Below are 26,982 nucleotides of genomic sequence, written 5' to 3'. Positions count from 1 at the left end.
CTCCCTTGTGCGGGTGGGGCGGACGATGGCGATCACCACGGCCGGCCCTGGAACGGCTCGGCCTGATCGAGCGGCTCGTAGCGAAGCTGGACCAGCGCGGCCGCCCGGTCGAGCGCCGCCTCGCATTCGGCCCGGGTGGGCGCGAGAGCCAGTACATAGGCATGTCGGCACAGGTGGGTGCTCGGCGGCAGCCGGAGCTCGGTGCCGGGCGGCACGATCGCCCGGGCCTCCAACAGGCTGTCCACCGTGGCGGGATCGGGCACCGATACCTCCAGCACCCGGCAGTCCTGCGGGGGATAGAGGAACCTGATCCCGGCGCACTGCCGGGTGGTCGCCTCGAGGCTGGGCGGCGCGCCGGCCGCGATCTGAGCGGCCAGCAATCCCGGGTCGATGCCGGTGGCGAGCTTGCCCAGATAGGGAATCATGTCGCCACCGAGGCGGGCGTTGACCTCGATGATCACCGGGCCGCGGCTGGTCAGGCGGACCTCGGTGTGCGTCACGCCGTCGTGCACGCCCAGCACCCGGTGTGCCTCGGCGAGCAAGGCGCGCAGCGCCGGATCGGCCGCCAGCGGGTCGGCGGCATCGACCAGATGACCGACCTCCTCGAAGTACGGAGGAGCCCCCAGCTGCTTGCGGGCCAGGCAGAACGGCCGGTACTCCCCGCCGAACACCGCGCCGTCGATGCTGATCTCGGCGCCGTCGACGAGCTCCTCTATCAGCACGCCGTCCTCGTAGACCGGTGGGCCGGCCCGGCGGGCCCGCTCGGCCACCCCGAACGCTGCCCTGAGGCTGTCCGGGCTGTCGGCCTGCGCGACGCCCACACTCGCGCCCATCCCTCGTGGCTTGACCACCACCGGGTAGCCGATTCGGGCAGCCGCCTCGATCGCCTCGTCGAGGCCGTGCACCAGGGCGTACTGCGGCTGGGCGATCCCCGCCTGGGTGAGCACGGCACGGCTGCGCGACTTGTCCCGGCAATTCTGCGCGCCGCTGACCGACAGGCCACGCAACCCCAGGTGCTGGGCGATCTCCGCGGTCGCCGTCACGAGCAGTTCCTCATAGGTCAGCACGCCGGCCACCTTGTGGTCCTGGGCCACCTGCAGCGCGGCGTCGATCAGGCCCTGCTGGTCGGCGACCACCCGTTGCCGATCGAGCAGGCCGACCACGCTGCTGCCGACGAGGTAGGGCCGCTGCCAGCTGGCCGGCCGCTCGTCGATGAGCCAGAGCGGCAAGTGCCGGGTGAACCCCTGCAACAGGTATTCCCGGTAAGGGCGCCATCCGCTGCCGATCAGCAGCACCAGGCCATCATCGTTGCCGGTCATGTTCCACTCCTTCGACTCGCTGCCTCTTCGCCTCCGGGGCCTGCCCTGGCGGCGTGTACGCCGTGGTGGCCGGACCGCAGGAGGATCGTCACCGCTCATCCAGGTCAGGCCGTCGAGGATCACGTAGCTCACCGTGGCTCGAACCCACCGTCCGGTGACCACACGTCCTCGCCCGACAGCGCCGCGACGCAGTACTTGCCGAGCGCGCTGAACAGCATCCGCAGCTCCAGCGCAAGGCACTCGACGAGGTTCACCAGCCCGCACATCGGGTCGGCGTCGACGGCTATCAGCGCTGCCCGGCCGAGGCCGGCGGCGCTGGCTCCGAGCGCCAGGCTCTTGGTGACCCGGCTGCCCTCCCACATCCGCCCCGACACCAGCAGGCAGCCCTCGGGAGCTCCGATCCGGCGCAGGCATTCCCCCAGCGGCAGCCCGACGTGCTCCAGGAAGGCGGTCGGCGCCCAGCCGGTGCCGCCTTCGGCGCCGTCCACCGTCACCGCGTCCGCGCCGGCCTGCCAGGCCACCACCGCAGCCGCCCGCACGTCCCGGGACGGTGGCAGCTTCACCCAGATCCGGGCTCGGGGAAAGTTGTTGCGCATCAGGCGGACCTGCTGCCGCAGGATCTCCTCGGTGAACGTGCCGGGGCTGCAGCACCGCAGCACGGTTCGATCCGGCTGGGCGGCCCGCTGGCCGCCGACGCCGTCAGCAGCAGAACCGCCGCCATCGTCGAGGAGCTCGTAGCCGGCGGCGCCGTCGACCGCGCTGGCGGCGCCGACCGGGACCATGGTGTACGAGTCGGCCAGCCGGGCGGCTGACACCGGGTCGAGCAGGGTCATGCCGCCGAGCCCGGGCTTGGCGCCCTGGCCCACCTTGAGCTCGAAGGCCAACCGGCCGGTCTCCAGCAGGTGATGGGCGTTCGGGTCGCTGTAGACCAGGTTCCAGACCTCGGCGTCGGCGTCCTCGGTGCTCTGCTGCACCACCACGCCGCCATAGCCGTCCAGCGCGCCGTCGGCGTAGGCGCGGATGCGGGCCAGCATCGAGCCCTCGGCATCCTCCTCGTCGCGGCCGAAACCGTTCACCCGCAGCACATTCTCGCCGACCACCATCGGAATGCCGAGCCAGCCCGCCTGCCTGCTGGCAGCCAGGCCCAGGTCGACGCTGGCCACCTTGGTCGAGCCGAACGCGGACAGGTACAGCGGAAGGGCCGATCGGAACCCGCCGATCGTGGTGCTCAGATCCACGTCCCGGAAGGTGGGTTCACGGCCCAGTTCGATCAGCTTGTCCAGCCGGTGCGGTACGAAGACCGGCGGCACCAGCCGGAGGTCCTCCAGCCAGTCGGTCAGCCGTCCGTTGTCGGCCGGGGTCTGACCGAACAGCGCGCGCCCGTACTCCTCCGAATCGGCGAATGCCGCCGGTGCGCCGGTCCGGGCCCGGGCCCGCACCGCCGCTTCGGGGAAGGTCGAGGCACGCAGGTGGCTCACGGAGCCACCACGCCCGGAATCTTCGGGTAGGCGCAGGCCTGCCATACCGCGTCCAGGCCTGCGATGTAACGGGTCAACCGCTCGACGCCGATGCCGAAGCCGGCGCTGGCCGGAATGCCCTCGCGCACCATCTCCAGGTACCAGGCATACTTCGCCGGGTTCTCCCCGGTCTCGCGCATGCGGGCGATGATCGCGGCGTAGTCGTGCTCGCGCTCGCTGCCGCTGCACAGCTCGCCGTAGCCCTCGGCGGCGATCAGGTCGAAGTTGCGCAGGAAACCGGGCCGCTGCGGATTCTCCCGGTCGTAGAAGCCGCGCGAGCCTTTGGGGTAGTCGGTGACGAAGAACGGCCTGCTCTCCAGCCGGGACAGCATCGCCTCGCCGGCCCAGTCGATCTCGCCATCGGGATTCTGCGGATGGCCGAGCTCGCGCAGCGTGGCCACGGCATCGGTGTGGGTCCGGCGTCCGAACGGCCCGGCGGACAGCTGTGCCAGCGTCTGGATGTCGCGCCCGAGCCGCTCGAACTCCTCGGCCACGTCGGCAAGCACCTTCGTCGTGACATAGCCGACCAGGTCCTCGACGAGGCGCATGACCTGATCCCGGGACGCTCCGGCCATCTCCACGTCGATCTGGTGGAACTCTGCCAGGTGCCGGCTGGTCACGGTGGTGTCCAACGGCTCCAGGCGCACGTTCGGAGCGATGCAGTAGATCTTGTCGAACATGGTGAGTGAGGCCTGCTTGTACAGGATGGCGCTGGTCATCAGCTTGTAGCGATGGCCGTAGTAGTCGATGTCGACCTGCTTGGCGCCCCGGGCTCCCGGGTCGGTGACCGGCCCCAAGATGGGCAGCAGGACCTCGGTGAAACCGTGCTGGGACAGGAAGCTCCGGGTCGCTGCCAGCATCCGGGACTGGATCGTGAGCACCGCCGAGGTCACCGGCGAGGACAGGTGCTCCCGAGTGCTGCCCGGCGTCGCGGGCTCTCTGGTCGGAACAGCGGACAACTGAGTCATCGGCGTAGTTCTCCTGGGTTCGGCCCGGGTGCTGACAGCGCCCGGGACGTTGGGAGCTCCAGCCGGCCGGCTTCGTCGAACTTGCGCTCGACGAAGGACAGCGCGGCCAGCAGCCCGGCGGCGGTGAGTTCGGTGGATCCGGGTGGACGGAGTGTTTCGGCGATCGGCATCGAGCCGATCCGTGACCAGTGCAGCCAACCGGAGCTGTCGAGGTAGCTGCGGGACCGGCCGGCGTTGTCGGGATGCAGGCAATACGGAACGTCGAGGTACCCGCGCCGGAATGCCTTGACCAGCGCCTGGCCGATGTCGGCATCGAGGTTCAGCACCGCCTCGACCAGAGCGTGCGCCTCGGCGTAGATACCGGTGTCGCCGGGCTTGCCGGGAGCCTCCGCCAGCCGTTCCTCGGCGGCCGCCGTCGCCGCCGCTTCCAAGGCGGACACGTTCTCGGCGATGGAGGGAATCCGGTGTGCCTCGGCTGCGGTCTTGACGATCAGCCGCGCCGCGCCGGTCCGCACCGCCAGCCGGGCCGCCTCGGCGAGCAGCCCGTCGGCGCCGGCGGGGGTCCGCGGATACACCCCCATGTAGGCGTACAGGACGATGTGCGAGTCGGCGTCGGGCATCAGCTCGGCCGCCAGCCGGTGCAGCGCCAGCACCGCTTCCCGATCCTGCTCGGCATTGGTCTGCTGGGCGTAGCTGAGTGAGACGCTGTGCACGCCGTGCTGGCGGAAGAACAGGCATTCCAGGACGCTCAGCGCGACCAGCAGGCCCGGTGGGCACAGCTGGCCCAGCATGCAGCCGCCGAAGCTCTCCAGGTGCGGTTCCACGCCCGTGCCGCTCAGGCAGGCCAGCAGATCGCAGCTGCGGGCCCAGTTCGCGGTCGCGGTCACCAGCGGCATCCGGCTGTAGGGAAGGCAGTAGGAGACCGGCCCGCCCTCGGTCGCGTGCAGGCCGGCGGCCATCAACGCGGCCACGATCGGCTCCGGGCACGGCGAGCCGTGCCGGATCTGCACCGGGAAGTCAGGGCTCATCACGCCCGCCAGCACCCCGGTGGTGGTGGCCAGGTCGTGCGCGACCAACGGGTAGCCGTTGAGCTCCATGCCCAGCGCGACGGCCTCGGCTGCTTCGGCGCTGGCGCCGATCCGGGTGTAGCTGTCCAGGGTGATGGTGCCGACCGTGGTGGCCGCTGCGCTGCGGGTGGCCAGCAGCCCCTTGCGCATGGTCTGCGGGTTGCTCATCCCCATCCGCGGCTGGACGACCAGCCGGCCGGCCTGGTGGGCCCGTGCGACGACGTCACCGAAGGACAGCGTCGCGGCAGCGACGGTCACAGACGTCGCCCGGCCCGCACCAGCGCCGGCAACGAGCGCAGCGCCGCGGTGTCCGCGCCGTCCTCGTAGACCGCGTCATAGCCGGCCAGGCGGAGCTGGGCGCTGTTGTCCAGCCCCGCCGGCCCGGTGATGCCGAGCTTGCCGCCAATGACCACCGGCAGCTCCGCCAGTTCCGCGCGTTGCCTGAGCTGGCCGATCAGCAGCGTGCCGTCGCGCATCCCGTGGCCGTTGACCGTGCTGACCACCAGGAGGTCCGGACGCGAACGCAGGCACTCGGTGACCACCTCGTCGGCGGGCACGCACGGCCCCAGGTTGCGCACCTGGTGGCCGAGCTCCTCCAGCGCCAGCTGCAGGAACACCAGGTTCCAGGTGTGGGAGTCCGAGACCACGGTGGTCACCACGATCGACAGCCCGCCGGAACCCGGACGGGGCAGCAGCGCGGTCGGCCGTGGCTGGAGAACCCCCGCCGGCTCAGCGGCCATGCCCGCGCGGAACCTTTCCGTCCGGGGCGCTGCTGGCAGGCCCCAGTTCCAGGGTGCAGCACTTCACGCCGCCTCCGCCGCGAAGCAGTTCCGAGACGTCCGCGGTGATCGGCTCGAAGCCGTGCTCGCGCAGCTGCGCGGCCAGGCTGGTCGCTCCGGCGGGCAGCACCACGTGGCGTCCGTCGGAGACCGCGTTCAGTCCGAACACCGCAGCGTCCTGGGCGTTGGCGATGATGGCATCGGGGAACAGCTCGCGCAGGACCTGCTGGCTGTCCGGCGCGAAGGCGGCGGGGTAGTACATGATCGTCTGCTCGTCCAGCACCGCCAGCGCGGTGTCCAGGTGATAGAAGTCGGCCTGAACCAGGTTCAGCCCGACCACCCGACGCTGGAAGAAGGCCTCGGTCTCGGCGTGCGAGGCCCGCTCGCTGCGGAACCCGCGACCGGCCAGCAGCAGGTCGCCGATGGCGAGGAAGTCCCCCTGGCCCTCGTTGACACAGTCGGCCTGGCGGACGTCGAACGGGCGGGCATCGAACCAGTCGAGGTAGGCCGGCGCCTCGGCCACCCGCTCCTCGTGCCGGAACCGCGCGACCAGGACGCGGCCGTCCAGGACCGTCGCGCCATTGGCGGAGTACACCATGTCGGGCAGCCCGGGCAGCGGCGCGATCAGCTCCACCTGGTGGCCCAGCTCGACGAACACGTCGTAGATCCGCTGCCACTGCAGGTACGCCAGCCGCTGGTCGACCGGTTTGCTCGGATCCATCCAGGGGTTGATGCAGTACACGACGTCGAAGTAGGTGGGCGGGCACATCAGGTACCGCCGGCTGGTGGCCACGCGGGAGGCGCTCATCGGGCGCCTGCCACGGTGTCGTTGACGTAGTACCAGTTCTCCGGATTGATCATCCCGTACGGGTTAATCGGCTCCACCCCCTGTAGGTTGTTGGCAATCTCGAGCAATCGCAGCGGAAAGCCAGGCGTCCAGATCGCCGGCACCTGCTCGGCGAGGTAGTTGTGGTACTCGGCCAGCGCGCTGGGGTCATCGCTGAGCACGCTGCGCTCGATCAGCTCGTCGGCCTTCGGATCGCTGTATTCGGCCCAGTTGCTGCCGGCGCCGGTCTTGAACAGCAACTCCCCGGTGGGGTATCCGTAGAACACCCACCCCCCGTTCCAGGAGTTCAGCTCCCACCTGACGTGACCGGCCCCGCCCTCGGTGTGGTCCTCGGACACCATGACCGAGCCGTAGATGGGCTCCAGGCGCAACTCGATGCCGGCCTTGGCCGCATCGGTCTGCAGCTGTTGCATCAACCGGGTCAGGGCTGGTTTGCCCTTCACGTACCGCAGGCCGAACGACAACGGGGCGCCGGACTCGATGCCCTCGCCGGCGCAGCCGGGACCCGTGCCGGGCCGGACGCAGGTCGCCGGTGTGGTGCTGACGTCCCAGCCGTTGTCGGCCAGCAGGCTTCGCGCGCGGTCGACGTCGAACGGCCACGGAATCCTCGGCTCGGCCCCGGGCACCGGCTCGCCACGCAGCGGCGGGACCGGACCGTCGATCCGGTGGGCGTAGCCGTGGAAGATGTCCCGGATAGCCGAATCCTGATCCAGGCACGACTGCAGCGCCTGGCGGAAGTAGGCCTGCCGGAAGATCCGGCCGGCCATCCCGGCGTTCGCGAAGTTCATCGGCATGTAGCGGACGCAGTACACATCCTGCGGAACCAGCCGGTAGTGCTCCTGCAGTGGGTTGACGCCACCTTCGAGCAGGCTGTCGTCCAGGCCGAACGGCAGGAAACCGACCTGAATCCCGCCCGGCGCGTCCGGGCCGGCCTGCAGTTGGGTGAACAGCGCCTCCTCCGAGGGCACCGGCACCTGCCGGAACTCGTCCAGGTACGGCTTGTTCGGGCCGGAGTAGTGCTCGTTGGGAACGAAGCTCACCGTGCCGTCCGGCTCGAACGACGCCAGCCGCCACGGCCCGTTGACCACGCTCCACACCGGGCTGCTCGGCCACCCGGTGCGGAACTGGTTGTCCTCGGAGGTCCACTCGCCGTTCTGCGAGACCAGGTACTCGTACACGGCCGGGATGTCGGCGACGTCGGTCGAGGCATTGGCGGGCGCGTCGTCTGCGGTGCGGTCCCAGGCCTTGGGCATCGGGGTGATGAGGCTGAGCTGGTTCATCAGCAGCCAGGTCCGCGAGTACTCCCGGTCGAAGACGAAGCGGACCGTGTCCTGCGCGATCTTCTCGTAGGAGAGGAGATTGTCAGGGAAGAGGCCGGGCACGTACTTGCCGTACCGCGGGCCCTTCACCACCAGCATGTTCACCCAGAACAGGACGTTGTCGGCGCAGACGGTCTCGCCGTTGGACCACTTCCAGGGCTTCAGCCTGACCGTGACGGTCCGCCCGTCCGCCCCCCATTCCGGCAGCTCGGCGAGGCTGAGCTCGGGGTCGACCTCCGGCTTGCCGTCCCGGCCCAGCCAGTACAGCGGGCGGTACATCAGCGCCTGGAACTCGTACAGATTCCGGATTCCGATCCGCTCCGGGGGAGTGAACGGAAAGATGGTCGCGGGCGGGAATCCGGGCTGGCCGGCCCATGCGACACTGCCGCCCCGGACCGGCGCCGGGCCGTCCGCCGCCTCGGCGGCTTGCGCGACCTTGGCCACCATCGTGGACACTTCCATTGCTACCCCTCGCTGTTGGTGTGATCAGTAGCCGCGACGAGCTCGCCTGCCCGGTCGGATACCCGTACGTCGATCTGTTCTGCCAGTTCGCGCGCCGCCTGGATGGCGTCGTCGAAGGACTCCCCGGTGGTGCACAGGAAGCCGAGAATGTTGTTGCCCTCCGGTGGTCTGCGGATCACGTCACCGGGCTTTGCCGTGATCTTGAAGAAGAAGACCCGGTCGGAGTGGGTGACCGTGTCGGGCACGGTGATCTCCTCGATCCGGCCGGGAGCGCTGATGAGGCAGGTGCCGGCGGTGTGCACGCCGGTGGGCCGGTAGTGGCTCACGTTCGGGCGTACCCCACGGGCCACGTCGATCAGGACCTCGATCGGGGAGTAGCCGGCGCTGATCCTGGCGAAGTAGTCCAGGCCGCCGCCTCCCGGCCGGACCGCGATCTCCAGCAGGTGCGGCGTTCCCCGGTGGAAGCGCACCTCGGCATGCATGACGCTGCGACGGATTCCCTGGGCGCGGGCGGCCGCCGTGATGACGCGGTGGACGGCTGCGAGCTGGTCGGCATCAAGCGACGTCGGCGCGTGGTGCACGTCGTCATCGAAGGTGTCGCCCTCGACCGTGATCCGGTCGACGACCGAGCCCAGATAGACCTCGCCATCCCAGGCCAGCGCCTCGGTGAGGAACTCCGGCCCCTCCAGGAAGGACTCCACCATCAGGCCGTGCGGCCCGAGGTCCAAGCCCTCGGGCTCCATCCGGTACCACGGCATTCGGGCGATGCCCTCGGTCGCCTGGGCGAAGCGCTCGGCCAGCGCCTCCGGGCCATCCACCCGGAAGACGAAGTTGCTCGCGGCGCCCAGGGTTGGCTTGAGGATCACCGGATACCCGAACTCCTCGGCCGCCTCGAGCGCCACCGTGACGTCGGGGGCGAACCGGTACCGCGGCCGGGGCACCCCTGCGCGCTCGTGCGCTTGGCGCATCAACAGCTTGTTGCGGCTGGTGCGGGCGGCCTCGACCCCGATGCCGGGCAGGCCGGTTGCCTCGGCGACCGCGGCAACCGTCACGACCGCGGATTCGGAGAAGGTCAGCACGCCGTCGAAGTGCTCCTCGGCATGCCAGGCCCGCGCGGCGGCGATGATGGCATCGACGTGCTTGGAGCCCACGATCCGGTAGCGCTCGGGCGGCCAGTAGTCCGGTTCTCCCAGTCCGTTCAGGACGAACAGGTCGCACCCGAAGTCCTGGATCTGACGGTAGCGGGACTGGTAGTACGTGGCATTCTGGACGGCTTCCAGCGCGAGCAGCTTCACCTTCGGTCTCCCTTCCGCCCGCTCGTCGGCGGCCCAGTCGTCCCACCGCGTCGGGCCCATGGCTAACGCCCGGAGATCTGTTCGAGGGCTGCTGGGCCCTGCTTGCTGAACCGGGTCGTGATCAGCGCCTTGTGCGGATCGCCGACCAGCACGGCGTCGATGGCGTCCGTTGCGCTGCCGGAACCCCGAAGCGAGCTGCGGTAGAGCACCCGCAGCTGCGAGAGCGAGAGACCGCTGATCCGGCAAAGCTCCCCGGCCAGCGGCTGCTCGTCGTCGGAGGACTCACCGGCCAGCAGGGCGGAGATGGCATCGACCTGATCGGCCAGCCCGGGGTGCTCCTGGTTCAGGAACCGCGAGAGCCCGGCGCCCTTCTCTGCGAAGGGCGAATACACCATGCACACGAGCTGCTCCTCGGTCAGGGCGAAGGTCTCGTGCGCATAGTCCTCAGCGGAGCGGCGCATCTGGTTCGTCGCGTCCGGGCCGGCGTAGCGAGTGCGCATCAGCTCGACGAGCTGGGGCGGGAAGTCCTTGCTCCGCATCAGCCCGAGCGCGAAGTCGACGTACTCCTGCATGCCCTCGGCGTAGGAGCGCTGGTACACCCGCTCGCACTTCAGACCCCGCAGGTGCGCCATCAACGCCGGATTGCCGCAGTCGGACTCGGTGAAGCTGAACGCGATGTCATGGAACTGGAAACCGAGGAAGCCGGTCAGCAGCTCCATGTGGTCGCCGGAGGCATATTCGGTGTCGTCGTAGATGGAGAAGAATCTCAGCCGCTCGGGCACGTCAGAACTGACCCGCCGCTCGGCGATCGCGTCGACGGCCTGGGGGCCGTGGATGTCGGCGAAGTACTCCTGCGCGATGCCGTCCACCGTGGAGAGCAACCGGCCCAAGCCGGTGCCGGTGGCCGCCCGGTCGGGATTCAGGCGGCGGGCCAGCCGGCCGACCCACAGGGTGTACTGGCGCTGCTCCTGCTGGGAGTCGCCGGTGATGATCAGATCGGCGCCGTCGCCGTAGGAGGCGGCCACCCCGAAGGCGTTGACGACGCTGAGGTTGCAGGCGTTGCAGAAGGTGGGCCGGCCGTCGGCGAAGGTGCGGTGCCCGGTCATCAGGATGTCGAGCCGGTTGCGGGTGACGACCGACTCGCGCTGCGGCGAATCCACGTCGAAGATGCTGACCTCGGCGCCGTCGATCAGCAGCAGCTCACAATCCGGATCGCCGGGCAACCCGAGCGCCCGGTATCCGCGATCGATATTCTCCATTACCGCTCGGGGCATTCCGGCATGGCGATTGGTGGCCACCCGCATCCGGAAGGTCGACCCATGGGCCTGCAGCAGCAGAAGCTGCATGGTCCGGACGAATGCCAGCGTGTACGAGCTGTCCTTGCCGCCGCCGTAGGCCACCATGACCAGGTTGCGCTCCAGCTGATCCTGATGTGGCAGCGCGGCCCGGAGCCGGGCGCTGCAGCGGGCCGCAGCTGCCAGGTTCGCCGCCGGCAGGGCAGTCTGAAGGCCCCGCAGAGCGTGCTCGCGCAGCTGTGCGACCTCGGCCGGATCCGCCTCGATTACTGCCATGCGGCGCCCCTTCGACTGGCTGGACTGGTGGGGGGAAATAAGTGGAAGTCAGGCGGATTGCTCATGATCACAACGGATTAGAGCGACCGGACAGTCAGCGCTGATACAACCAAGCGCATGCTGCGAGTTCGGGCGTATCCCGCAGCGTCCGCAGCGCGCGCATCCGCATCGGGCCGATGCTGCCGACCGGCAAGCCCAGCGCCGCGGCCACCTCGCCGTAGCTCGGGCAGGTGTCTGACATCAGCAACCGGATGAGCCGCTGCTGGAGCGGTGGCAGCCGGGTCAGGGCCTCCTCCAGCACCGGCTCGTAGTCGCCGTCCACCGGGTACACATCCGTCGCGGCCGTCGGGAACCGCTCGCCGTGCTCGGTAGCCGGATCAGCGCACAACAGGTACCGCTTTCCGCTGATCGCCACCCGCAGGCTCTCCCGCCGGGCCGTGGCGGTCAGCCAGGCCGGCAAGCTTTCGGGGTCGCGGATCTGGTGGCCGCGTTCCCACAGCCTGATCCAGGTCTGTTGCACGACCTCGGCAGCGTCACTGTCATTGAGGCCGACCTTGCGGGCGGTGTATAGAAGCAACCTTCCGTAGCGCCTGCTCAGCTCGTTCCAGGCGGCCGGGTCTTCATCGTGGGCGCAGGCTCGCTGCAGCAGGGTCTCCAGTGAGTGCCCCACGACGGCCGGTGCGGCGCCGGTTACCTGCCTGCGGGGGGCGGAGGTGACAAGGGCGCTGGCCGTCATGGCGCCGTCCTTCCTGTTCGCGACAGCGATCGATGCGGTCGTCCTGCAGATGGGCAGGCGCGACCGCGGAGGTCTATGGGGTCAGTGCGGACTTTCGGTTCTGTGCAGTCGGCTGGACACCTGTGCAGTCACCGACCGCTCAGACCGTGCCAATCCCTGGATGCAATCTGTCGACATTCCGTCGACAATCCATCGACAGTGCGGCCGAATGCGCCTCGCAGTGGAGGTATTGGCTGGTTTTTCAGCAACAATTACTCGACAACGCCCGAAGCAGCTGTATATGTAGGGTGACTCGGTTTAAATCGCGTGTTTCTAAGTTAAGGTGCAACAACGCTGCCTGCCCGTCGATCTACCGTGCGTGGTATCGACGTGATGCCGGAGCAAATCGATCGTGGATTCCGCCAGACGGGCACGCCTTTGGGGGTGCCCGGTCTGCCGGACGCCCCGTACGGACCCGGGTCGTGCCCGGCGGGAGAAACATGCAGATTAAAGATTCTTGGGATGATTTCGACTTCCGCGCGAGCGGCTCCGATGTGACCTTTGGTGTGCTGGGACCGTTGGAGGTTCGGGCCAGCGATGGCCTGGTGCACGTAGGAGGCCCGCAGATACGGGCCCTGCTGGCGCTGCTCCTGGTTCGGCCGGGCCACGTGATGAGCCTGTCGACACTGGTTGCGAGCCTGTGGTCCAGCGATGCCCCGCCGTCGGCTGAGCGAACGGCCCGGACCTACATGTCGCGGCTGCGCCTGGCGCTGGCGCCGCTGGCCGGCCGGACAGCAGCCGGCCCGCTTATTGTGACCACGCCACCGGGATACCTGTTGCGCGCCGATCCGATGTCGGTCGATGCGTCGCTGTTCGAGCAATTGGCGCTCGCGGGGCGGCGAGCATTGACCCGAAATGATCCGCAGACTGCTCGCTCTCACCTGCGCAATGCGTTGCGATTGTGGCGTGGTGACGCGTACGCGGAGTTTGCCGATGTTCCGGTGCTTCGCGCCGAGGCCAGCCGGTTGGAGGAGTTGCGGCTGAGCGCCGTGGAAAACCGGTTGCAGTCAGAACTGAATATCGGGCTCGGGCCTGATCTGGTTGCCGAACTGGACGGCTTGGTCACGGCTCATCCGTTGCGGGAGCGGTTGTGGGTGCAGTACCTGACCGCCCTGTACCGCTCCGGGCGCCAGGCCGAAGCCCTGTCGGCCTACCAGCGAGCGCGGGCCCTGCTGGCCGACGAGCTCGGCCTGGAGCCTTCGGTGGAGTTGGTCGACACCCACCGGAGGATCCTGGCCCAGGACCCGAAGCTGCTGCCGGAGCTGGCCGGCGCCCTGGCCGCGCCGGCCGTCCTGCTGGCGACCGGGCCCGGGCCGGGCGGCCGCGGCAGCGACCTGGCCGGCCGACCTGAGCGGGGGTGGGCTGCGTCCCGGCAGGATGTGGAACCGGAGTGGGAGGCCCGCCTTCAGCCGAATCTGCCCGGAGCCGAAACCGAGCTGCCCGCCGACCGCGCGATGGACTCGCAGCCGATCCGGCGCTGGATCGCGACCGAGCAGGGACGGCGCCGCTGGAGGATGCCGGCGGGCTGGTCACGGCGGGTGCCCGCCAGGGTGCGTCCGGTGCTCGACGCGATCGCCGACGTGCTGGCCCGGCCGCGAGTCCGCGCGGCGGCCGCCCGGGTGGGCCGCCTGCTGGCGTGGCTCGGCCGCGCAGCCGCCCGGCTCACCTCGGCGCTGCCGCCCCGGATGCGCGGATGGCGGGACGGGAACACCGTGGAGTCGCGCCCGGGGTTCTCGCAACGCTCCCAGGGATGAGCGCGCAACGCTCCCAGGGATGAGCGCGCATCCCTCCCCAGGGATGGGGGTGGAGCCGACCGGCCGATCTGCCGGATGGGTCTCGGCAAGCCGGGCCGGATCAGGGATGATGGTCCGATGAAGGTTGCTGCGATCCAACATGACATCGTCTGGGAAGACGGCCCGGCCACCCAGGCCCGGCTCGAGCCGCTGGTAGCACAGGCCGCAGCTGGCGGAGCCAAATTGATCGTGCTGTCGGAGATGTATGCCACCGGCTTCTCGATGCGGCAGGAGCAGATCGCCGAAACGCCCGGCGGCCCGAACGAGCGCTTCCTCATCGAGCAGGCCGAGCGGCACGGCGTCTGGGTGATCGGCTCGATCGCCCAGTGGAGCGGGCCGGACGGCGATCCGCTGGCCGCCAACGTCGCTGTCCTGGCCGGGCCGTCCGGCCAGCTGGAGCGATACGACAAGATCCACCCGTTCAGTTATGCCGGAGAGCACGAGCACTACCGGGCCGGCAAGGACTTCCTGACCGTCGACGTCGCCGGTCTGCGGGTCAGCGTCTTCATCTGCTACGACCTGCGCTTCGCCGACGAGGTCTGGGCGCTGGCCGACGACACCGATCTCTACGTCGTGGTGGCCAACTGGCCGCAACCGCGCTACGAACACTGGCGCACGCTGCTGCGGGCCCGGGCCATCGAGAACCAGGCCTACGTGCTCGGCTGCAACCGGGTAGGTGAGGCCGACCGGCTCAGCTACCGCGGCGACTCGGCGATCATCGACCCGATGGGCCAGACGCTGGCCGAGGCCAGCCACGTGGAGACCGTCCTGATAGCCGAGGTGGATCCCGGGCAGGTACGCCAGGTTCGCGAGCGCTTCCCGTTCCTGGCCGACCGCCGATGACCCGCGCCCGGTGACCCGACGCCAGCCGCCGGCCGGCGGGCGGGTCCTGCGGGTGGCCGAGCTCATCGACGCCGACGCCGGGGACGTGCGGCGGCTGGCGGCTGCGTTGCCGGACCGGGTCAGCGCCTCCATCGCCGAACTGTCGGCGGGCACCCTGCTCACCCTGGAGATCCGGCTGCCCTGGTGGGACCGCCGGCGGCGCTCCAGCGTCCTGGCCGGACTGGAGCACACCCTGCGCGATATCGAGAGGCAGGCCCACCGGCGGACCGTGGTGGCAGCAGCCCTGATCGACGGCGACCGGCTGCTGATCGCGCAGCGCGCGCACCCGCCCGCCCTGGCCGGTCAGTGGGAGTTCCCCGGCGGCAAGGTCGAGCGGGGGGAGACCGCGCGGGCAGCCTTGGTCCGCGAGTGCAGCGAAGAGTTAGGCTGCCAGGTCATGATCGATCAGGAGATCGGGCGTCAGTCGCTGGACGACGGGGCGCTGTTCATCCTGTTCCAGGCGAGCCTGGCGCCCGGGTCTGCGGACCCCGCGGCGCTGGAGCATCGTCAGATCCGCTGGGCCGAAGCGACGGAGCTCGCCCAGCTGGACTGGGTTGCGACAAATCGGAAATACGTTACCGACGTGACAGGACGGTTACAGATGTCGACTACAGTCGGCGGCGCTCGAAAAGCACGGCCGAACGCCACGCTGCCCCGCCGCAGGAACAACTGATACCCGCTCAGGGACGGACAGATGCTCAAGTTCATCGCTCGCCGGTTCGTGAACTACCTGGTCCTGGTGTTCATTGCGACCAGCCTGGCCTACATCCTCGGTTCGTTGACCCTTGACCCGCGGGCCCGCTACGAGGGCCGCAACCCGCCGATCTCCGAAGCCTCCCTGCACGCCACCTTGCAGGAGCGCAATGCCGACCCCTCGACCCCGGTGCTCACCCGCTACCGCAACTGGATCAGCGGCGTGGTGCAGGGCGACTTCGGCAAGCAGATCGTCGGCGAGGACCTGGTGTCGAACGAGATCAAGCGCCGCGCCGGGGTGAGCCTGCGACTGCTGCTGCTGGGCACCATCTTCGGAGCGGTCGGCGGCGTGCTGGTCGGTGTGCTCGGCGCCGTCCGGCAACGAAAACCGGTGGACGTCGGCTCGACCGTGGCCTCCTACGTCCTGCTGGCCTCGCCCACGGTCGTGGTGATCGTCGTGGTCCAGACCATCTTCGTCTGGATCTATCACAAGGGCGGTCCGCTGATCCCGGCCACCGGTGAGTACAACTCCAACCTGGACGGCATTGCCTTCTGGACCGACCGGGCGAAACGGCTGATCATGCCGACGATGGTGCTGGCGGGATTCGGCATCTCCTTCTTCAGCCGGTACCAGCGCAGCGCGATGCTCGATGTGCTGGGCAGCGACTTCCTGCGGACCGCGCGTGCCAAGGGCCTCACCCGGCAGCAGGCGCTGTTCAAGCACGGTGTGCGCACCGCGCTGATCCCGATCGTGACCTTCTTCGCGTACTCCTTCGGGCTGCTGCTCACCGGCGCCACCTTCACCGAGAAGCTCTTCGGCTGGCACGGTATGGGGGAGTACCTGATCAACTCGGTGCAGTCCCACGACGTCAACGCGGTAGCCGCGGTGGCCTGTTTCACGGCGGTGCTGGTGCTGTTCTCCGGCTTGCTGTCCGACATCCTGTACGCGGCCCTCGATCCGCGCGTCCGGTCGAAGTAGGAGCGTGTCCCATGTCGATGTCACCTCAGGAGATCTTCGAGGTCGCCTCGCCGGCGGTGGCCGAGCCCGATGCCACCGACCAGCGGGTCGCCGCCGGCCAGCCGATCACCCGCGGCCGGCTGATCCTGCGGCGGTTCCTCCGGCAGAAGTCCGGGCTGGCGGCGCTGGTGGTGCTGGTGCTGATCTTCCTGCTGGCCTACCTCGGGCCGTACCTGACCCAGTGGAAGTTCGACGAGTTCGACCAGGCCACCATCCTCAGCGGTCCTGACGGCAGCCACTTCATGGGGGTGGACGAGGTCGGCCGGGACGTCTACGCCCGGACCTTGAAGGGCCTGCAGAAGTCCCTGGTGATCGGCCTGGTGGCAGCCCTGGTCACCACCACCATCGCGGCCCTGGCCGGCTCGCTGGCCGGTTACTTCGGCAAGTTCGTCGATACCGGGGTGGTCTGGGTCATCGACCTGCTGCTGGTGCTGCCCGGGTTCCTGATCCTGGCGATCCTGAGCCCGGTGCTGGCCGGCAAGACCTGGCTGTGGCTGGTGGTGCTGCTGTCGCTGTTCGGGTGGATGGTCACCGGCCGGGTGGTCCGGGGGATGGCGATGAGCCTGCGGGAGCGCGACTACGTGCACGCCGCCAAGTTCATGGGTGTGCCGTCGATGACCATCATCAAGCGGCACCTGCTGCCCAACATGGCCTCGCTGCTGATCGTCGACGTCACCATCAACGTCGGCGGCATCATCCTGGCCGAGACCGGGCTCAGCTTCTTCGGCTTCGGCGTCCAGCCCCCGGACGTCTCGCTGGGCACCGTGCTCAGCGACGCCCAGCCACTGGCGACGACCTATCCGCATGTGTTCATGTTCGGCGCCGGTCTGCTGGTGCTCACCGTGCTGTGCGTGAGCGTGATCGGTGACGCCCTGCGGGACGCGATCGACCCCTCCTCAGGATCGAGCAGACTGTGACCCTCAGCAAGACCCCCCTTCTCGAGGTCTCGGACCTCACCGTCAGCTTCGGCAGCGAGTCCGGCCCGGTGCGGGCCGTCCGCGGCGTGTCCTACTCGGTCCAGCCGGGGGAGACGCTGGCCATCGTCGGTGAGTCCGGCTCCGGCAAGTCGGTCAGCTCGCTGGCGGTGATGGGCCTGCTGCCCTCCAGCGCGGTCATCACCGGCTCCATCAGGTTCAAGGGCACCGAGCTGCTCGGCCTCAACGACCGCAAGCTCTCCAAGATCCGCGGGTCCGGCATATCCATGGTGTTCCAGGACCCGCTGTCGGCGCTGACGCCGGTGTACACCATCGGCGACCAGATCGCCGAGGCGGTGCGGATCCACCAGGACGTCTCCAATGCCAAGGCGAACGAGCGTGCGGTGGAGCTGCTGGATCTGGTCGGCATCCCGAACGCGCGGTTGCGGGCCAGCTCGTTCCCGCACGAGTTCTCCGGTGGCATGCGCCAGCGCGCGATGATCGCGATGGCGATCGCCAACGACCCGGACCTGATCATCGCCGATGAGCCCACCACCGCCCTGGACGTCACCATCCAGGCGCAGGTGCTCGACGTGCTGCAGAAGGCCAAGGAGGTCACCAACGCCGCCACCGTGCTGATCACCCACGACCTCGGGGTGGTGGCGGGCTTCGCCGACCGGGTGATGGTCATGTACGCCGGCAAGGCGGTGGAGCTGGCGTCCGTGGACGACATCTTCTACCACCCGCGGATGCCGTACACGATGGGCCTGCTGGGCTCGATACCGCGGATGGACGTGGAGGAGAAGGAGCCGCTGATCCCGATCGAGGGCACCCCGCCGTCGCTGGTCAACCTGCCCTCCGGATGCCCGTTCCGGACGCGCTGCCCGATCGCGGTGGAGGTCTGCCGCACCACCGAGCCGCCGCTGGACCCGACCGACCGGCCGGCGCACCACGCCGCCTGCCACCGCAGCCTGGAGATCGCGCAGCGCCAGTGGAGCGCTGCCGACGTGTTCGTCCGGCCCGAGCTGCCGGCCCCGGACGGCGTCCTGCTCACGCCGCGGGAGGACCGGCAGGTGGTGCTGACCCTCGACGACCTGCACCGGGCCTTCCCGATCCGCAAGGGCGCGGTGATCCGCCGCACGGTCGGCAGTGTGCGAGCGGTGGACGGGGTGAGCCTGGACATCCGGCAGGGCGAGACGCTGGGTCTGGTCGGCGAATCCGGCTGCGGCAAGACCACCACGATCATGGAGATCATGAACCTGCTCAAGCCGCAGCGGGGCAAGATCGTGGTGTTGGGCAAGGAGACCGACAACCTCAAGGGCGCCGACCGCCGCAAGATGCGGGCGGATCTGTCGATCGTCTTCCAGGACCCGATGGCCTCGCTGGACCCCCGGATGCCGATCGGCGACATCCTCGCCGAGCCGATGTGGGTGCAGAAGATCCCGGACGACCGGATCAAGGCCCGGACGGCGGAGCTGCTGGAGATGGTGGGGCTGGCTCCCGAACATGCCAGCCGGTACCCGGCCGAGTTCTCCGGCGGCCAGCGGCAGCGGATCGGGATCGCCCGGGCGCTGGCCCTGGACCCCAAGGTGATCGTGCTGGACGAGCCGGTCTCGGCGCTGGACGTCTCGATCCAGGCCGGCGTGATCAACCTGCTGGACGCGCTCAAGATCAAGATGGGGCTCAGCTACCTGTTCGTGGCCCACGACCTGTCGGTGGTACGGCACATCGCCGACCGGGTGGCGGTGATGTACCTGGGCCGGATCGTCGAGATCGGCACCACCCGCGAGATCTTCTCCGCGCCCTCCCATCCCTACACCCAGGCGCTGCTGTCGGCGATCCCGTTGCCCGACCCCGTCAAGGAACGCAGCCGGACCCGGATCCTGCTGTCGGGGGACCTGCCGAGCCCGGCCGACGTGCCCAGCGGCTGCCGGTTCTCCAGCCGTTGCTTCGTCTTCGCCGAGCAGCTCAGCGCCGAGGAACGGGCCACCTGCAAGGGCGTCGATCCCGGGCTCTACGAGCTCGGCAGCGACCATCGGGCAGCCTGCCATTTCGCCAAGGTGCGCGAGGTTGTGTGACACCACTGAACGGTGTCAGCAGCAATTTTAAGGGTTCGGTTTCCTATCCGATCGGTACCGATTCGGCAACGACTCTAGCCGCGAGCGGTTTGAGTGCGTAGCAAGTAGCTGTCAACGCGACGTTTTTTTGCTGCTCTGCAAACCCCCGTGCAGCAAGTTTGAATACTCCTGAGGAGGAAGTGTGAGGGTGTTAGGCAAGGTAGGGCTCGCGACAGTGGTCGCGGCGTCCCTGGCTCTAACGGCCTGTGGCGGCTCGAAGGATTCGGGCGGCAGCAGCGGCGACAAGACATCGGACAAGAAGGCCCAAGCGAAGTCCACCCTGAACGACATCAACGCGGTGGACTACGACCAGGTGCCCGCTGGTGGCACGCTGCGCTGGCCCATCGACAGCTACCCGGCGAACTTCAACCTCAACCAGATCGACGGCAACGAGTTCAACACCAGCCGGTTGATCACCTCCACCCTGCCGATCGTGTGGCACTTCGACGCCGGCAGCAAGCCGACGCTCAACAGCGATGTCGTGGACAAGGCCGAGCAGACCTCGACCAGCCCGCAGACGCTGGAGTACCACATCAACCCCAAGGCCGTGTGGAGTGATGGCACGCCCATCACCTACAAGGACTTCGCTGGCCTGTGGAAGGCGCACAACGGCAGCAACAAGGCCTACAAGGTCGCCTCCACCAACGGCTACGAGCAGATCCAGAGCGTCGAGAAGGGCGCCACCGACCAGGACGTCAAGGTGGTCTTCAAGGCCCCGTACCCGGACTGGAAGGCGCTGTTCAGCCCGCTGACCCCGGCCAGCCTCAACGACAGCCCGGCCGCCTACAACACCGCCTGGGTCAACGGCCCGACCGTCTCGGGTGGCCCGTTCAAGATCAGCACCCTGGACAAGACCGCCAAGACGATCACCGTCGTGCACAACGACAAGTGGTGGGGCAAGGCGCCGAAGCTGGACAAGATCCAGTTCATCGTCCTGGACCAGGCCGCGCAGGCCAAGGCGCTGCAGTCCGACCAGATCGACTTCGTCGAGATCGGCTCCAGCGTGGCGACCTACGCCACCGTCAAGGCAACCCCGGGTGTGTCGATCCACAAGGCCGGTGGCCCCAACTGGCGGCACATCGACATCGGCAGCAGCGGCCCGCTGGCTGACGTGAAGGTGCGCCAGGCGGTCTCGCTGGCGATCGACCGGGCCGGCGACGCCAAGACCATGCTGAGCCCGCTCGACTGGCCGGCCACCGTGCTGGACAGCCACATCTGGATGAACAACCAGAGCCAGTACAAGTCCACCTGCGGTGACTTCTGCAAGCGGGACGTGGCCAAGGCCGGCAGCCTGCTCGAGTCGGCCGGCTACACGAAGGGCTCCGACGGCATCTACGCCAAGGCCGGCAAGCCGCTGAACCTGAACTTCGTCATCCCGAACGGGGTCAAGACCTCGGCCGACGAGTCCGCCCTGCAGCAGAAGGCGCTGAAGGACGCCGGCATCAAGGTCACCATCAAGTCGGTGCCGTCGGACCCGTTCTTCTCCGACTACGTGCTGGTCGGCAAGTTCGACCTGACGATCTTCAGCTGGATCGGCACGCCGTTCCCGGTGTCCTCGGCTCAGTCGATCTACACCTCCACCGGTGGCCAGAACTACGCCAAGATCGGCTCGCCCGAGATCGACGCGCTGTACAAGCAGGCGGTCTCCGAGCTCGACCCGAACAAGGCCACCGAGCTGACCTACCAGATCGACCAGAAGGTGTGGGAGGTCGGCCACTCGGTGCCGCTCTACCAGCGTCCGGACCTGGTGGCCACCAAGTCCAACATGGTGAACTTCGGATCCTTCGGCTTCGCCGATGTGGTGTACGAGAGCATCGGTTTCAAGAAGTAGCACTGCTCGTAAGATTCGTATTAAGTAAAGAGCTCAAACGGTAGTCGATTCGCACGCACCAGGCTTCGGCCCAGTGCGAGTTGCCCCGAACGGCGGGGGTCTGCAATAACGATTCGTGCAGATCCCCGCCTTCGGGGACCGTTGGCCTGTGGGGTCGGCTAAGGTCCCAAACCGCTGGTTACCCTTCGGTCACGATCTGTCCGACGGGCCGCACTTGTTGCCCTGGCGTTACCCAGAACGCCTAACGTTCGCCGCTGGCGAGACTTGCTATCGCAGGTCCGCGGAACCGAAGGAGGCCTGCTGCTCGATGTCGATGTCTCAACCAAGTGATCTGGACGTCGCTGCTCCCGATCTCGCGACCCCGCAGGACGAGCAAGCGATCCAGGGCCGCTCGCTGCGCCAGATCGCCTGGCGGCGGCTCAAGCACGACAAGATCGCAATGGCCGGCGGAGCGGGCATCATCTTCATGACGCTGGTGGCGGTCTTCGCCTCGCTGATCAACAATCTGTTGGGCCACCAGCCCAGTGATCGCAACACCCATCTCACCGACATCGACACCACCATGCCCGTGGGCCGCTTGAGCGGCATGTCCAGCGAACATTGGCTGGGCGTCCAGCCGGTCGACGGGCAGGACATCCTGGCCCGGCTGATCGCCGGTTCGCGCACCTCGCTGATGATCTCGGTATCGGCGATGGCGCTGTCGCTGACCCTCGGCCTGACCATCGGCATCGTCTCCGGGTACTACCGGGGAACCATCGACGCCGTGGTGGCGCGGATCCTGGACGTCCTGCTGGCCTTCCCCGTCCTGCTGTTCGCCATCGCCCTGCTGGCCATCTTCAACCAGTCGCCATCGTTCCTGGGAATGTCGGGCCAGACGCTGAACTTCGCGGTGGTCATCTTCGTGCTGGGCTTCTTCGGCTTCGCCTATCTCGCCCGCATCGTGCGCGGCCAGGTGCTCTCGCTGCGTGAGAAGGAGTTCGTCGACGCCGCCCGCAGCCTGGGCGCCAGCGACTGGCGGATCATCACCCGGGAGATCCTGCCGAACCTGATGGGACCGGTTCTGGTGTGGGTGACGCTGACCATCCCCAGCTACATCCTGGGCGAGGCCGGCCTGTCCTTCCTGGGGGTCGGTGTGCAGCCGCCGACCGCGTCGTGGGGCCAGATGCTGTCCGTCGCGGGCAACTTCTTCCAGAACGATCCGATGTTCCTGATGTGGCCCGGGCTCATCCTGTTCCTCACCGTGCTGTCCTTCAATCTCTTCGGCGACGGCTTGCGCGACGCGCTGGACCCGAAGTCAACCCGTTGACGCGTGCGCGTCAACTCTGAGTCGCCCTCGCGTGCGAGGGGTTTCAAAACCGGCATCAGCCGGGCCGGCCGATCTGGCCGGCGGTAGTTCCGATCGCCTAGGAGGGTGAAGAACCAATGCAACGAAACAGTAAGGTCGCGATGGCGGTCGGGTTGACCGCCGCCGCGACCATGGTGATGACCGCATGTGGGGGCAGTGAGGGCGGTGGTGGTGGAAGCAGCACCTCTCCCAAGCCCGGCTCCAGCAACGCGCAGGGCAGCGACCAGTCGCTGCAGGCTGCCTTCAACGCAGCGACCATCGGCTTCGTCAACAAGTCCGACAAGAAGGGCGGCAGCCTGAACCTGGTCGCCACCGGTGACTGTGACGCGTGGGATCCCGCTAACACCTACTACGGCTGGTGCTGGAACATGCAGCGGCTGTTCACCCGCACGCTGGTCGGCTACTCCTCGACCCCGGGCGCCAACAACGTCAAGATCGAGCCCGACCTGGCCCAGGGGCTCGGGGAGCACAACGCCGACTTCACCGAGTGGACCTACAAGCTGAAGACCGGTGTGAAGTGGGAGGACGGCTCGACCGTCACCAGCAAGCAGGTCAAGTACGGCCTGGAGCGGGTATTCGCCACCGACCTGTTCAGCAACGGCCCCTCTTCGTACTACCTGTGCCTGCTGGCCAAGTGCGACGCCGAGGGCAACCCACCGTTCGCCGGCCCGTACAAGGACAAGGGCAAGGGCCTGGACAGCATCACCACCCCGGACGACACCACCATCAAGTTCAAGCTGCAGACGTCGACCCCGGACTTCGACTTCCTGATGAGCCTCCCGGCGTCGGCCCCGGTGCCGCTGACCGAGAACGGCGCCAACAGCGGGTCTAAGTACACGCTGCACCCGATGTCCAACGGCCCGTACAAGTTCCAGAGCTACACCCCGGAGCAGAAGATCGTCTGGGTCCGCAACGACCAGTACGACCAGTCGACCGACAAGATCCGCAAGCCGCTGGTCGACAAGATCACGTTGAACATCAGCACCAACGCCGATGACAACGACAAGCAGCTGCAGGCCGGCACCGCCGACTTCCAGGCTGACGGCGGCGTGCAGACCGCGTTCCAGACCAACATCATCAACAACCCGGAGCTGAAGAAGAACGCCGACAACCCGGTGTCCTCCTACGTCCGGTACTTCTCGGTCTTCCCGTCCACCATCCCGGACGTCCACTGCCGTCGCGCGATCTTCTACGCGATGAACAAGGTGGACCTGCAGCGGGCCCGTGGTGGCACATACGGTGGCGACATCGCTCACACGATGGCGCAGCCGACCGTTCCCGGTCACGACCCGAAGGCTGACCCGTACCCCAGCGGTCCGGACAACACCGGTGACCTGGCCAAGGCCAAGGAGGAGCTGCAGGCTTGCGGCAAGCCCAACGGCTTCGCCACCAAGATGGCCTACGTGAACGCGGGCAAGGGCCCGGCGGTCTTCGCCGCGGCGCAGTCGGCGCTGGCTCGGGTCGGGATCAAGATCACCGGCGCTGTGCACGCGCAGTCCGGTTACTACGGTGGCTACATCGGCAAGCCCGAGACGGTCAAGAGCGTGGGCATCGGTATCGCCCAGGCCGGCTGGGGCGCTGACTACCCGACCGGTGGCGGTTTCTGGACCTCGATCGTGGCCAGCTACGCGCCTCCCGGTGGCGGTAACTACACCGTGATCAAGGACAAGATGATCGATGACCTGCTGGCTGAGGCTTCCAAGACCACCGGCCGGCACGACGATCTGTTCAAGAAGCTCGACGCCCGCGTCATGGAGCTCGCGGTCGACCTGCCGTTCATCTACGACAAGACGCTCTACTACCGCAACCCCCGGTTGACCAACGTGCGTAACAACTTCGCACTCGGTTCGTACTACGACGCCGTCAACGTCGGCGTCAGCGACGGCAAGTAACGTCTGTTCGCGATTCAGGCGAGCTAGGTTCGACTGACTAGAGAGGTGGCAGTGTCGGTGGCCGGCCCGGGCGTTTCCGGGTCGGCCACCGACACGCAAACGCGATGATCAGATATGTCATTCGCCGCTCAATCGGCGGCCTGCTGGTGCTCGTCGTGACGAGCTTCGTCACCTTCTTCATCTTCCAGGTGGGGCCCAAGATCGCGAACGTCTCACCCGCCCTCTTCTATGTCGGCAAGATTCCGCCCACGGAGGCCGGCCAGAAGCTGATCGAGCATCGCTTCGGGTTCGACCTCCCGCTGTGGAAGCAGTACTTCAACTGGGCCGGCGGCATCATCTTCGGCCGCGACCTCGGCGACGACACCGGCGCGGTCGTGCACTGTGACAAGCCGTGCCTGGGCTACTCCTTCCGGCAGCAGCTCCCGGTCAGCAGCATGATCTGGAGGGCCCTGCCGATCGAGCTCAGCCTCGCGATCGGGGCGGCCATCCTCTGGCTGATCGGTGGCCTGACGATCGGATCGATCTCGGCGCTCAAGCGTGGTTCGCTGTTCGACCGGGCCGCGATGACCATGGCGCTGGCCGCCGTCTCGTTGCCGATCTTCTTCACCGGGCCGATCCTGCTGCTGGTCTTCAAGTACAAACTGGCATGGCTACCCAATACCAACTACGCGCCGTTGACCAAGGATCCGGCCCAATGGCTCAAATCGATGATCCTCCCGTGGATGGCGCTGGCCTTCATCTTCGCCGCGCTGTATGCCCGGCTGACCCGGGCGAACATGCTCGAGACCATGAGCGAGGACTACGTCCGGACCGCGCGGGCGAAGGGCCTGGGCAGAGGCACCGTGGTCATCAAGCACGGCCTGCGCGCCGCGCTCACCCCGATCGTGACGATCTTCGGCCTGGACCTGGGCCAGCTGGTCGGAAGCGCGGTCATCACCGAGTCGGTGTTCAACCTGCAAGGTCTGGGGCTGATCAGCATCCGGGCCATCAACAGCCAGGACCTGCCGGTCATCCTGGGCGTTACCATCGTGGCCTCGTTCGCGGTCGTGCTGGCCAACATCCTCGTCGATATCGGATATGCCTTCATCGATCCGCGCGTGAGCTACAGCTAGAGACCGGAGACCATCTGTGACAGCCCAGCCACTCGTCCGACTCGACAAGCCAGAAGTCGGCGACGCGTTCCTGTCGGTACGCGACCTGCGGGTTCATTTCCCGACCGCGGACGGTCTGGTCAAGGGCGTCGACGGCCTGTCCTTCGACGTCCGCCGCGGGGAGATCCTGGGCATCGTCGGCGAATCCGGCTCGGGCAAGTCGGTCACCTCGCAGGCCATCCTCGGCCTGCACAAGGGATCCCAGGCCCGGATCACCGGTGAGATCTGGCTCGACGGAACCGAGCTGGTCGGCGCCACCGAGGAACAGATGCGCTCGCTGCGCGGCGACAAGATGTCGATGATCTTCCAGGACCCGCTGTCGGCGATGCACCCGTTCTACCGGGTCGGCGCCCAGATCTCCGAGGCGTACCTGGTGCACAACAAGGTGTCCAAGGCGGTCGCGAAGAAGCGCTCGATCGAGATGCTGGACCGGGTCGGCATCCCCAATCCGGACAAGCGGTTCAACGACTACCCGCACCAGTTCTCCGGAGGCATGCGGCAGCGGGCCATGATCGCGATGTCGCTGGTGTGCGACCCGAAGCTGCTGATCGCCGACGAGCCGACCACCGCCCTCGACGTCACGGTGCAGGCGCAGATCCTGGACCTGATGAAGGATCTGCAGAAGGAGTTCAACTCCGCGATCATCCTGATCACCCACGACCTCGGAGTGGTGGCCGAGACCTGCGACCACGTCGTGGTGATGTACGGCGGCCAGTGCGTGGAGACCGGCTCGGTGAACGACCTGTTCTACGAGCCGGAGATGCCCTACTCCTGGGGCCTGCTGACCTCGATGCCCCGGATGGACCGCACCCGGCAGGATCGGCTGCAACCGATCCCCGGCCAGCCGCCCTCGCTCATCCAGGTGCCCAAGGGCTGCGTGTTCAACCCCCGCTGCAGGTTCACCGACCACGTGCCCGGCCGGCGCTGCTTCACCGAGCGTCCGGAGCTGCTGCCCACCTCAGGCGGCTCGCCGGGGCACGCGCTGCGCTGCCACATCGAGCCGGACGAGCGGCGCCGGCTGTGGGCCACCGACATCCAGCCCACGCTGTAGCCGACGAGGAGAAGCCACCACCCATGAGCACAGCTACCCGCCCGGACGAGGCTGATACCCCCATCGCCCCCGCGGCCGATGATGCCGACGCGCTGCTGCGGGTCAATCAGATGAGCAAGCACTTCCCGATCAAGCAGGGCATCCTCATCCAGCGCCAGGTCGGCGCGGTGAAGGCCGTCGACGGCGTGTCCTTCGCCGTCCGGGCCGGTGAGACGCTCGGCCTGGTCGGCGAGTCCGGCTGCGGCAAGTCCACCACCGGCCGGGTGGTGGCGAAGCTGCTCGACCCCACGGCGGGCGAGATCTACTTCGGTGGCCGGGACATCGCCAAGCTCAAGCGCGGCGAGATGCGCTCGCTGCGCACCGATATCCAGATGAT

22 protein-coding genes are annotated in these 26,982 nt (G+C 68.0%); 12 read left to right on the top strand and 10 right to left on the bottom strand.

Annotated features, from left to right (window positions below):
• Window positions 1-32 precede the first annotated feature (32 nt).
• The 10 genes from VF612_RS07960 to VF612_RS07915 form a co-directional block, all read right to left on the bottom strand.
• Window positions 33-1,319 (bottom strand): ATP-grasp domain-containing protein, encoded by a 1,287-nt coding sequence (locus VF612_RS07960; RefSeq protein ID WP_408659320.1) that lies wholly within the window; start codon window positions 1,317-1,319, stop codon window positions 33-35.
• A gap of 128 nt (window positions 1,320-1,447) precedes the next feature.
• Complete coding sequence (locus tag VF612_RS07955) at window positions 1,448-2,797, bottom strand: glutamate synthase-related protein (RefSeq protein ID WP_408659319.1); 1,350 nt, start codon at window positions 2,795-2,797, stop codon at window positions 1,448-1,450.
• Window positions 2,794-3,804 (bottom strand): asparagine synthetase A, encoded by a 1,011-nt coding sequence (locus tag VF612_RS07950; RefSeq protein WP_408659318.1) that lies wholly within the window; start codon window positions 3,802-3,804, stop codon window positions 2,794-2,796. Before VF612_RS07950 ends, VF612_RS07955 begins: the two co-directional genes overlap by 4 nt.
• Window positions 3,801-5,129 (bottom strand): methylaspartate mutase, encoded by a 1,329-nt coding sequence (locus VF612_RS07945; protein WP_408659317.1) that lies wholly within the window; start codon window positions 5,127-5,129, stop codon window positions 3,801-3,803. The genes VF612_RS07950 and VF612_RS07945 overlap by 4 nt, the downstream gene beginning before the upstream one ends.
• On the bottom strand, window positions 5,126-5,611 hold the full coding sequence (locus VF612_RS07940; protein WP_408659316.1) for a cobalamin B12-binding domain-containing protein: 486 nt from the start codon (window positions 5,609-5,611) through the stop codon (window positions 5,126-5,128). Before VF612_RS07940 ends, VF612_RS07945 begins: the two co-directional genes overlap by 4 nt.
• Window positions 5,601-6,458 carry a dimethylargininase gene (gene ddaH / locus VF612_RS07935; protein ID WP_408659315.1) on the bottom strand — a complete coding sequence of 286 codons (858 nt, stop codon included), beginning with the start codon at window positions 6,456-6,458 and terminating at the stop codon, window positions 5,601-5,603. Before ddaH ends, VF612_RS07940 begins: the two co-directional genes overlap by 11 nt.
• Window positions 6,455-8,278 (bottom strand): ABC transporter substrate-binding protein, encoded by a 1,824-nt coding sequence (locus VF612_RS07930; RefSeq protein WP_408659314.1) that lies wholly within the window; start codon window positions 8,276-8,278, stop codon window positions 6,455-6,457. Before VF612_RS07930 ends, ddaH begins: the two co-directional genes overlap by 4 nt.
• A 2-nt stretch (window positions 8,279-8,280) precedes the next feature.
• The gene (locus tag VF612_RS07925) at window positions 8,281-9,573 is read right to left on the bottom strand and encodes an ATP-grasp domain-containing protein (RefSeq protein WP_408659313.1); all 1,293 of its coding nucleotides are present in this window, start codon (window positions 9,571-9,573) and stop codon (window positions 8,281-8,283) included.
• A 62-nt stretch (window positions 9,574-9,635) separates the two neighbouring features.
• Window positions 9,636-11,144: a PqqD family protein gene (locus VF612_RS07920; RefSeq protein ID WP_408659312.1), complete on the bottom strand. Its 1,509-nt coding sequence runs from the start codon at window positions 11,142-11,144 to the stop codon at window positions 9,636-9,638.
• Between the two features lie 94 nt (window positions 11,145-11,238).
• Complete coding sequence (locus VF612_RS07915; RefSeq protein ID WP_408659311.1) at window positions 11,239-11,880, bottom strand: RNA polymerase sigma factor; 642 nt, start codon at window positions 11,878-11,880, stop codon at window positions 11,239-11,241.
• Window positions 11,881-12,359: 479 nt separating this feature from the next.
• Between VF612_RS07915 and VF612_RS07910 the strand changes: the two genes are divergently transcribed.
• The 12 genes from VF612_RS07910 to VF612_RS07855 form a co-directional block, all read left to right on the top strand.
• The gene (locus tag VF612_RS07910; protein WP_408659310.1) at window positions 12,360-13,673 is read left to right on the top strand and encodes an AfsR/SARP family transcriptional regulator; all 1,314 of its coding nucleotides are present in this window, start codon (window positions 12,360-12,362) and stop codon (window positions 13,671-13,673) included.
• Window positions 13,674-13,790: 117 nt separating this feature from the next.
• Window positions 13,791-14,555 carry a carbon-nitrogen family hydrolase gene (locus VF612_RS07905; RefSeq protein WP_408659309.1) on the top strand — a complete coding sequence of 255 codons (765 nt, stop codon included), beginning with the start codon at window positions 13,791-13,793 and terminating at the stop codon, window positions 14,553-14,555.
• Window positions 14,556-14,607: 52 nt separating this feature from the next.
• Window positions 14,608-15,267: a (deoxy)nucleoside triphosphate pyrophosphohydrolase gene (locus tag VF612_RS07900; RefSeq protein ID WP_408659308.1), complete on the top strand. Its 660-nt coding sequence runs from the start codon at window positions 14,608-14,610 to the stop codon at window positions 15,265-15,267.
• Window positions 15,268-15,288: 21 nt separating this feature from the next.
• Complete coding sequence (locus VF612_RS07895) at window positions 15,289-16,266, top strand: ABC transporter permease (RefSeq protein WP_408659307.1); 978 nt, start codon at window positions 15,289-15,291, stop codon at window positions 16,264-16,266.
• Window positions 16,267-16,277: 11 nt separating this feature from the next.
• The gene (locus tag VF612_RS07890) at window positions 16,278-17,222 is read left to right on the top strand and encodes an ABC transporter permease (protein WP_408659306.1); all 945 of its coding nucleotides are present in this window, start codon (window positions 16,278-16,280) and stop codon (window positions 17,220-17,222) included.
• The gene (locus tag VF612_RS07885) at window positions 17,219-19,297 is read left to right on the top strand and encodes a dipeptide ABC transporter ATP-binding protein (RefSeq protein WP_408659305.1); all 2,079 of its coding nucleotides are present in this window, start codon (window positions 17,219-17,221) and stop codon (window positions 19,295-19,297) included. Before VF612_RS07890 ends, VF612_RS07885 begins: the two co-directional genes overlap by 4 nt.
• Window positions 19,298-19,478: 181 nt before the next feature.
• Window positions 19,479-21,167, top strand: a complete 1,689-nt coding sequence (locus VF612_RS07880; protein ID WP_408659304.1) for an ABC transporter family substrate-binding protein — start codon at window positions 19,479-19,481, stop codon at window positions 21,165-21,167.
• Between the two features lie 307 nt (window positions 21,168-21,474).
• Window positions 21,475-22,473, top strand: coding sequence for an ABC transporter permease (locus VF612_RS07875; protein WP_408659303.1), 999 nt, complete (start codon window positions 21,475-21,477; stop codon window positions 22,471-22,473).
• 116 nt (window positions 22,474-22,589) lie between these two features.
• Window positions 22,590-24,404 (top strand): ABC transporter substrate-binding protein, encoded by a 1,815-nt coding sequence (locus VF612_RS07870; RefSeq protein ID WP_408659302.1) that lies wholly within the window; start codon window positions 22,590-22,592, stop codon window positions 24,402-24,404.
• A 104-nt stretch (window positions 24,405-24,508) separates the two neighbouring features.
• Window positions 24,509-25,516, top strand: coding sequence for an ABC transporter permease (locus VF612_RS07865; protein ID WP_408659301.1), 1,008 nt, complete (start codon window positions 24,509-24,511; stop codon window positions 25,514-25,516).
• A gap of 16 nt (window positions 25,517-25,532) precedes the next feature.
• Complete coding sequence (locus VF612_RS07860; protein WP_408659300.1) at window positions 25,533-26,606, top strand: ABC transporter ATP-binding protein; 1,074 nt, start codon at window positions 25,533-25,535, stop codon at window positions 26,604-26,606.
• Window positions 26,607-26,629: 23 nt separating this feature from the next.
• Window positions 26,630-26,982: ATP-binding cassette domain-containing protein (locus VF612_RS07855; protein WP_408659299.1), on the top strand; the 353-nt coding region annotated here is incomplete at its 3' end.

The organism is Jatrophihabitans sp., from assembly GCF_036388195.1.
Taxonomy (GTDB): Bacteria; Actinomycetota; Actinomycetes; order Mycobacteriales; family Jatrophihabitantaceae; genus Jatrophihabitans_A.
The sequence above is the reverse complement of the archived record's forward strand: the minus strand, read 5'-3'. Positions and strand labels throughout refer to the sequence as shown.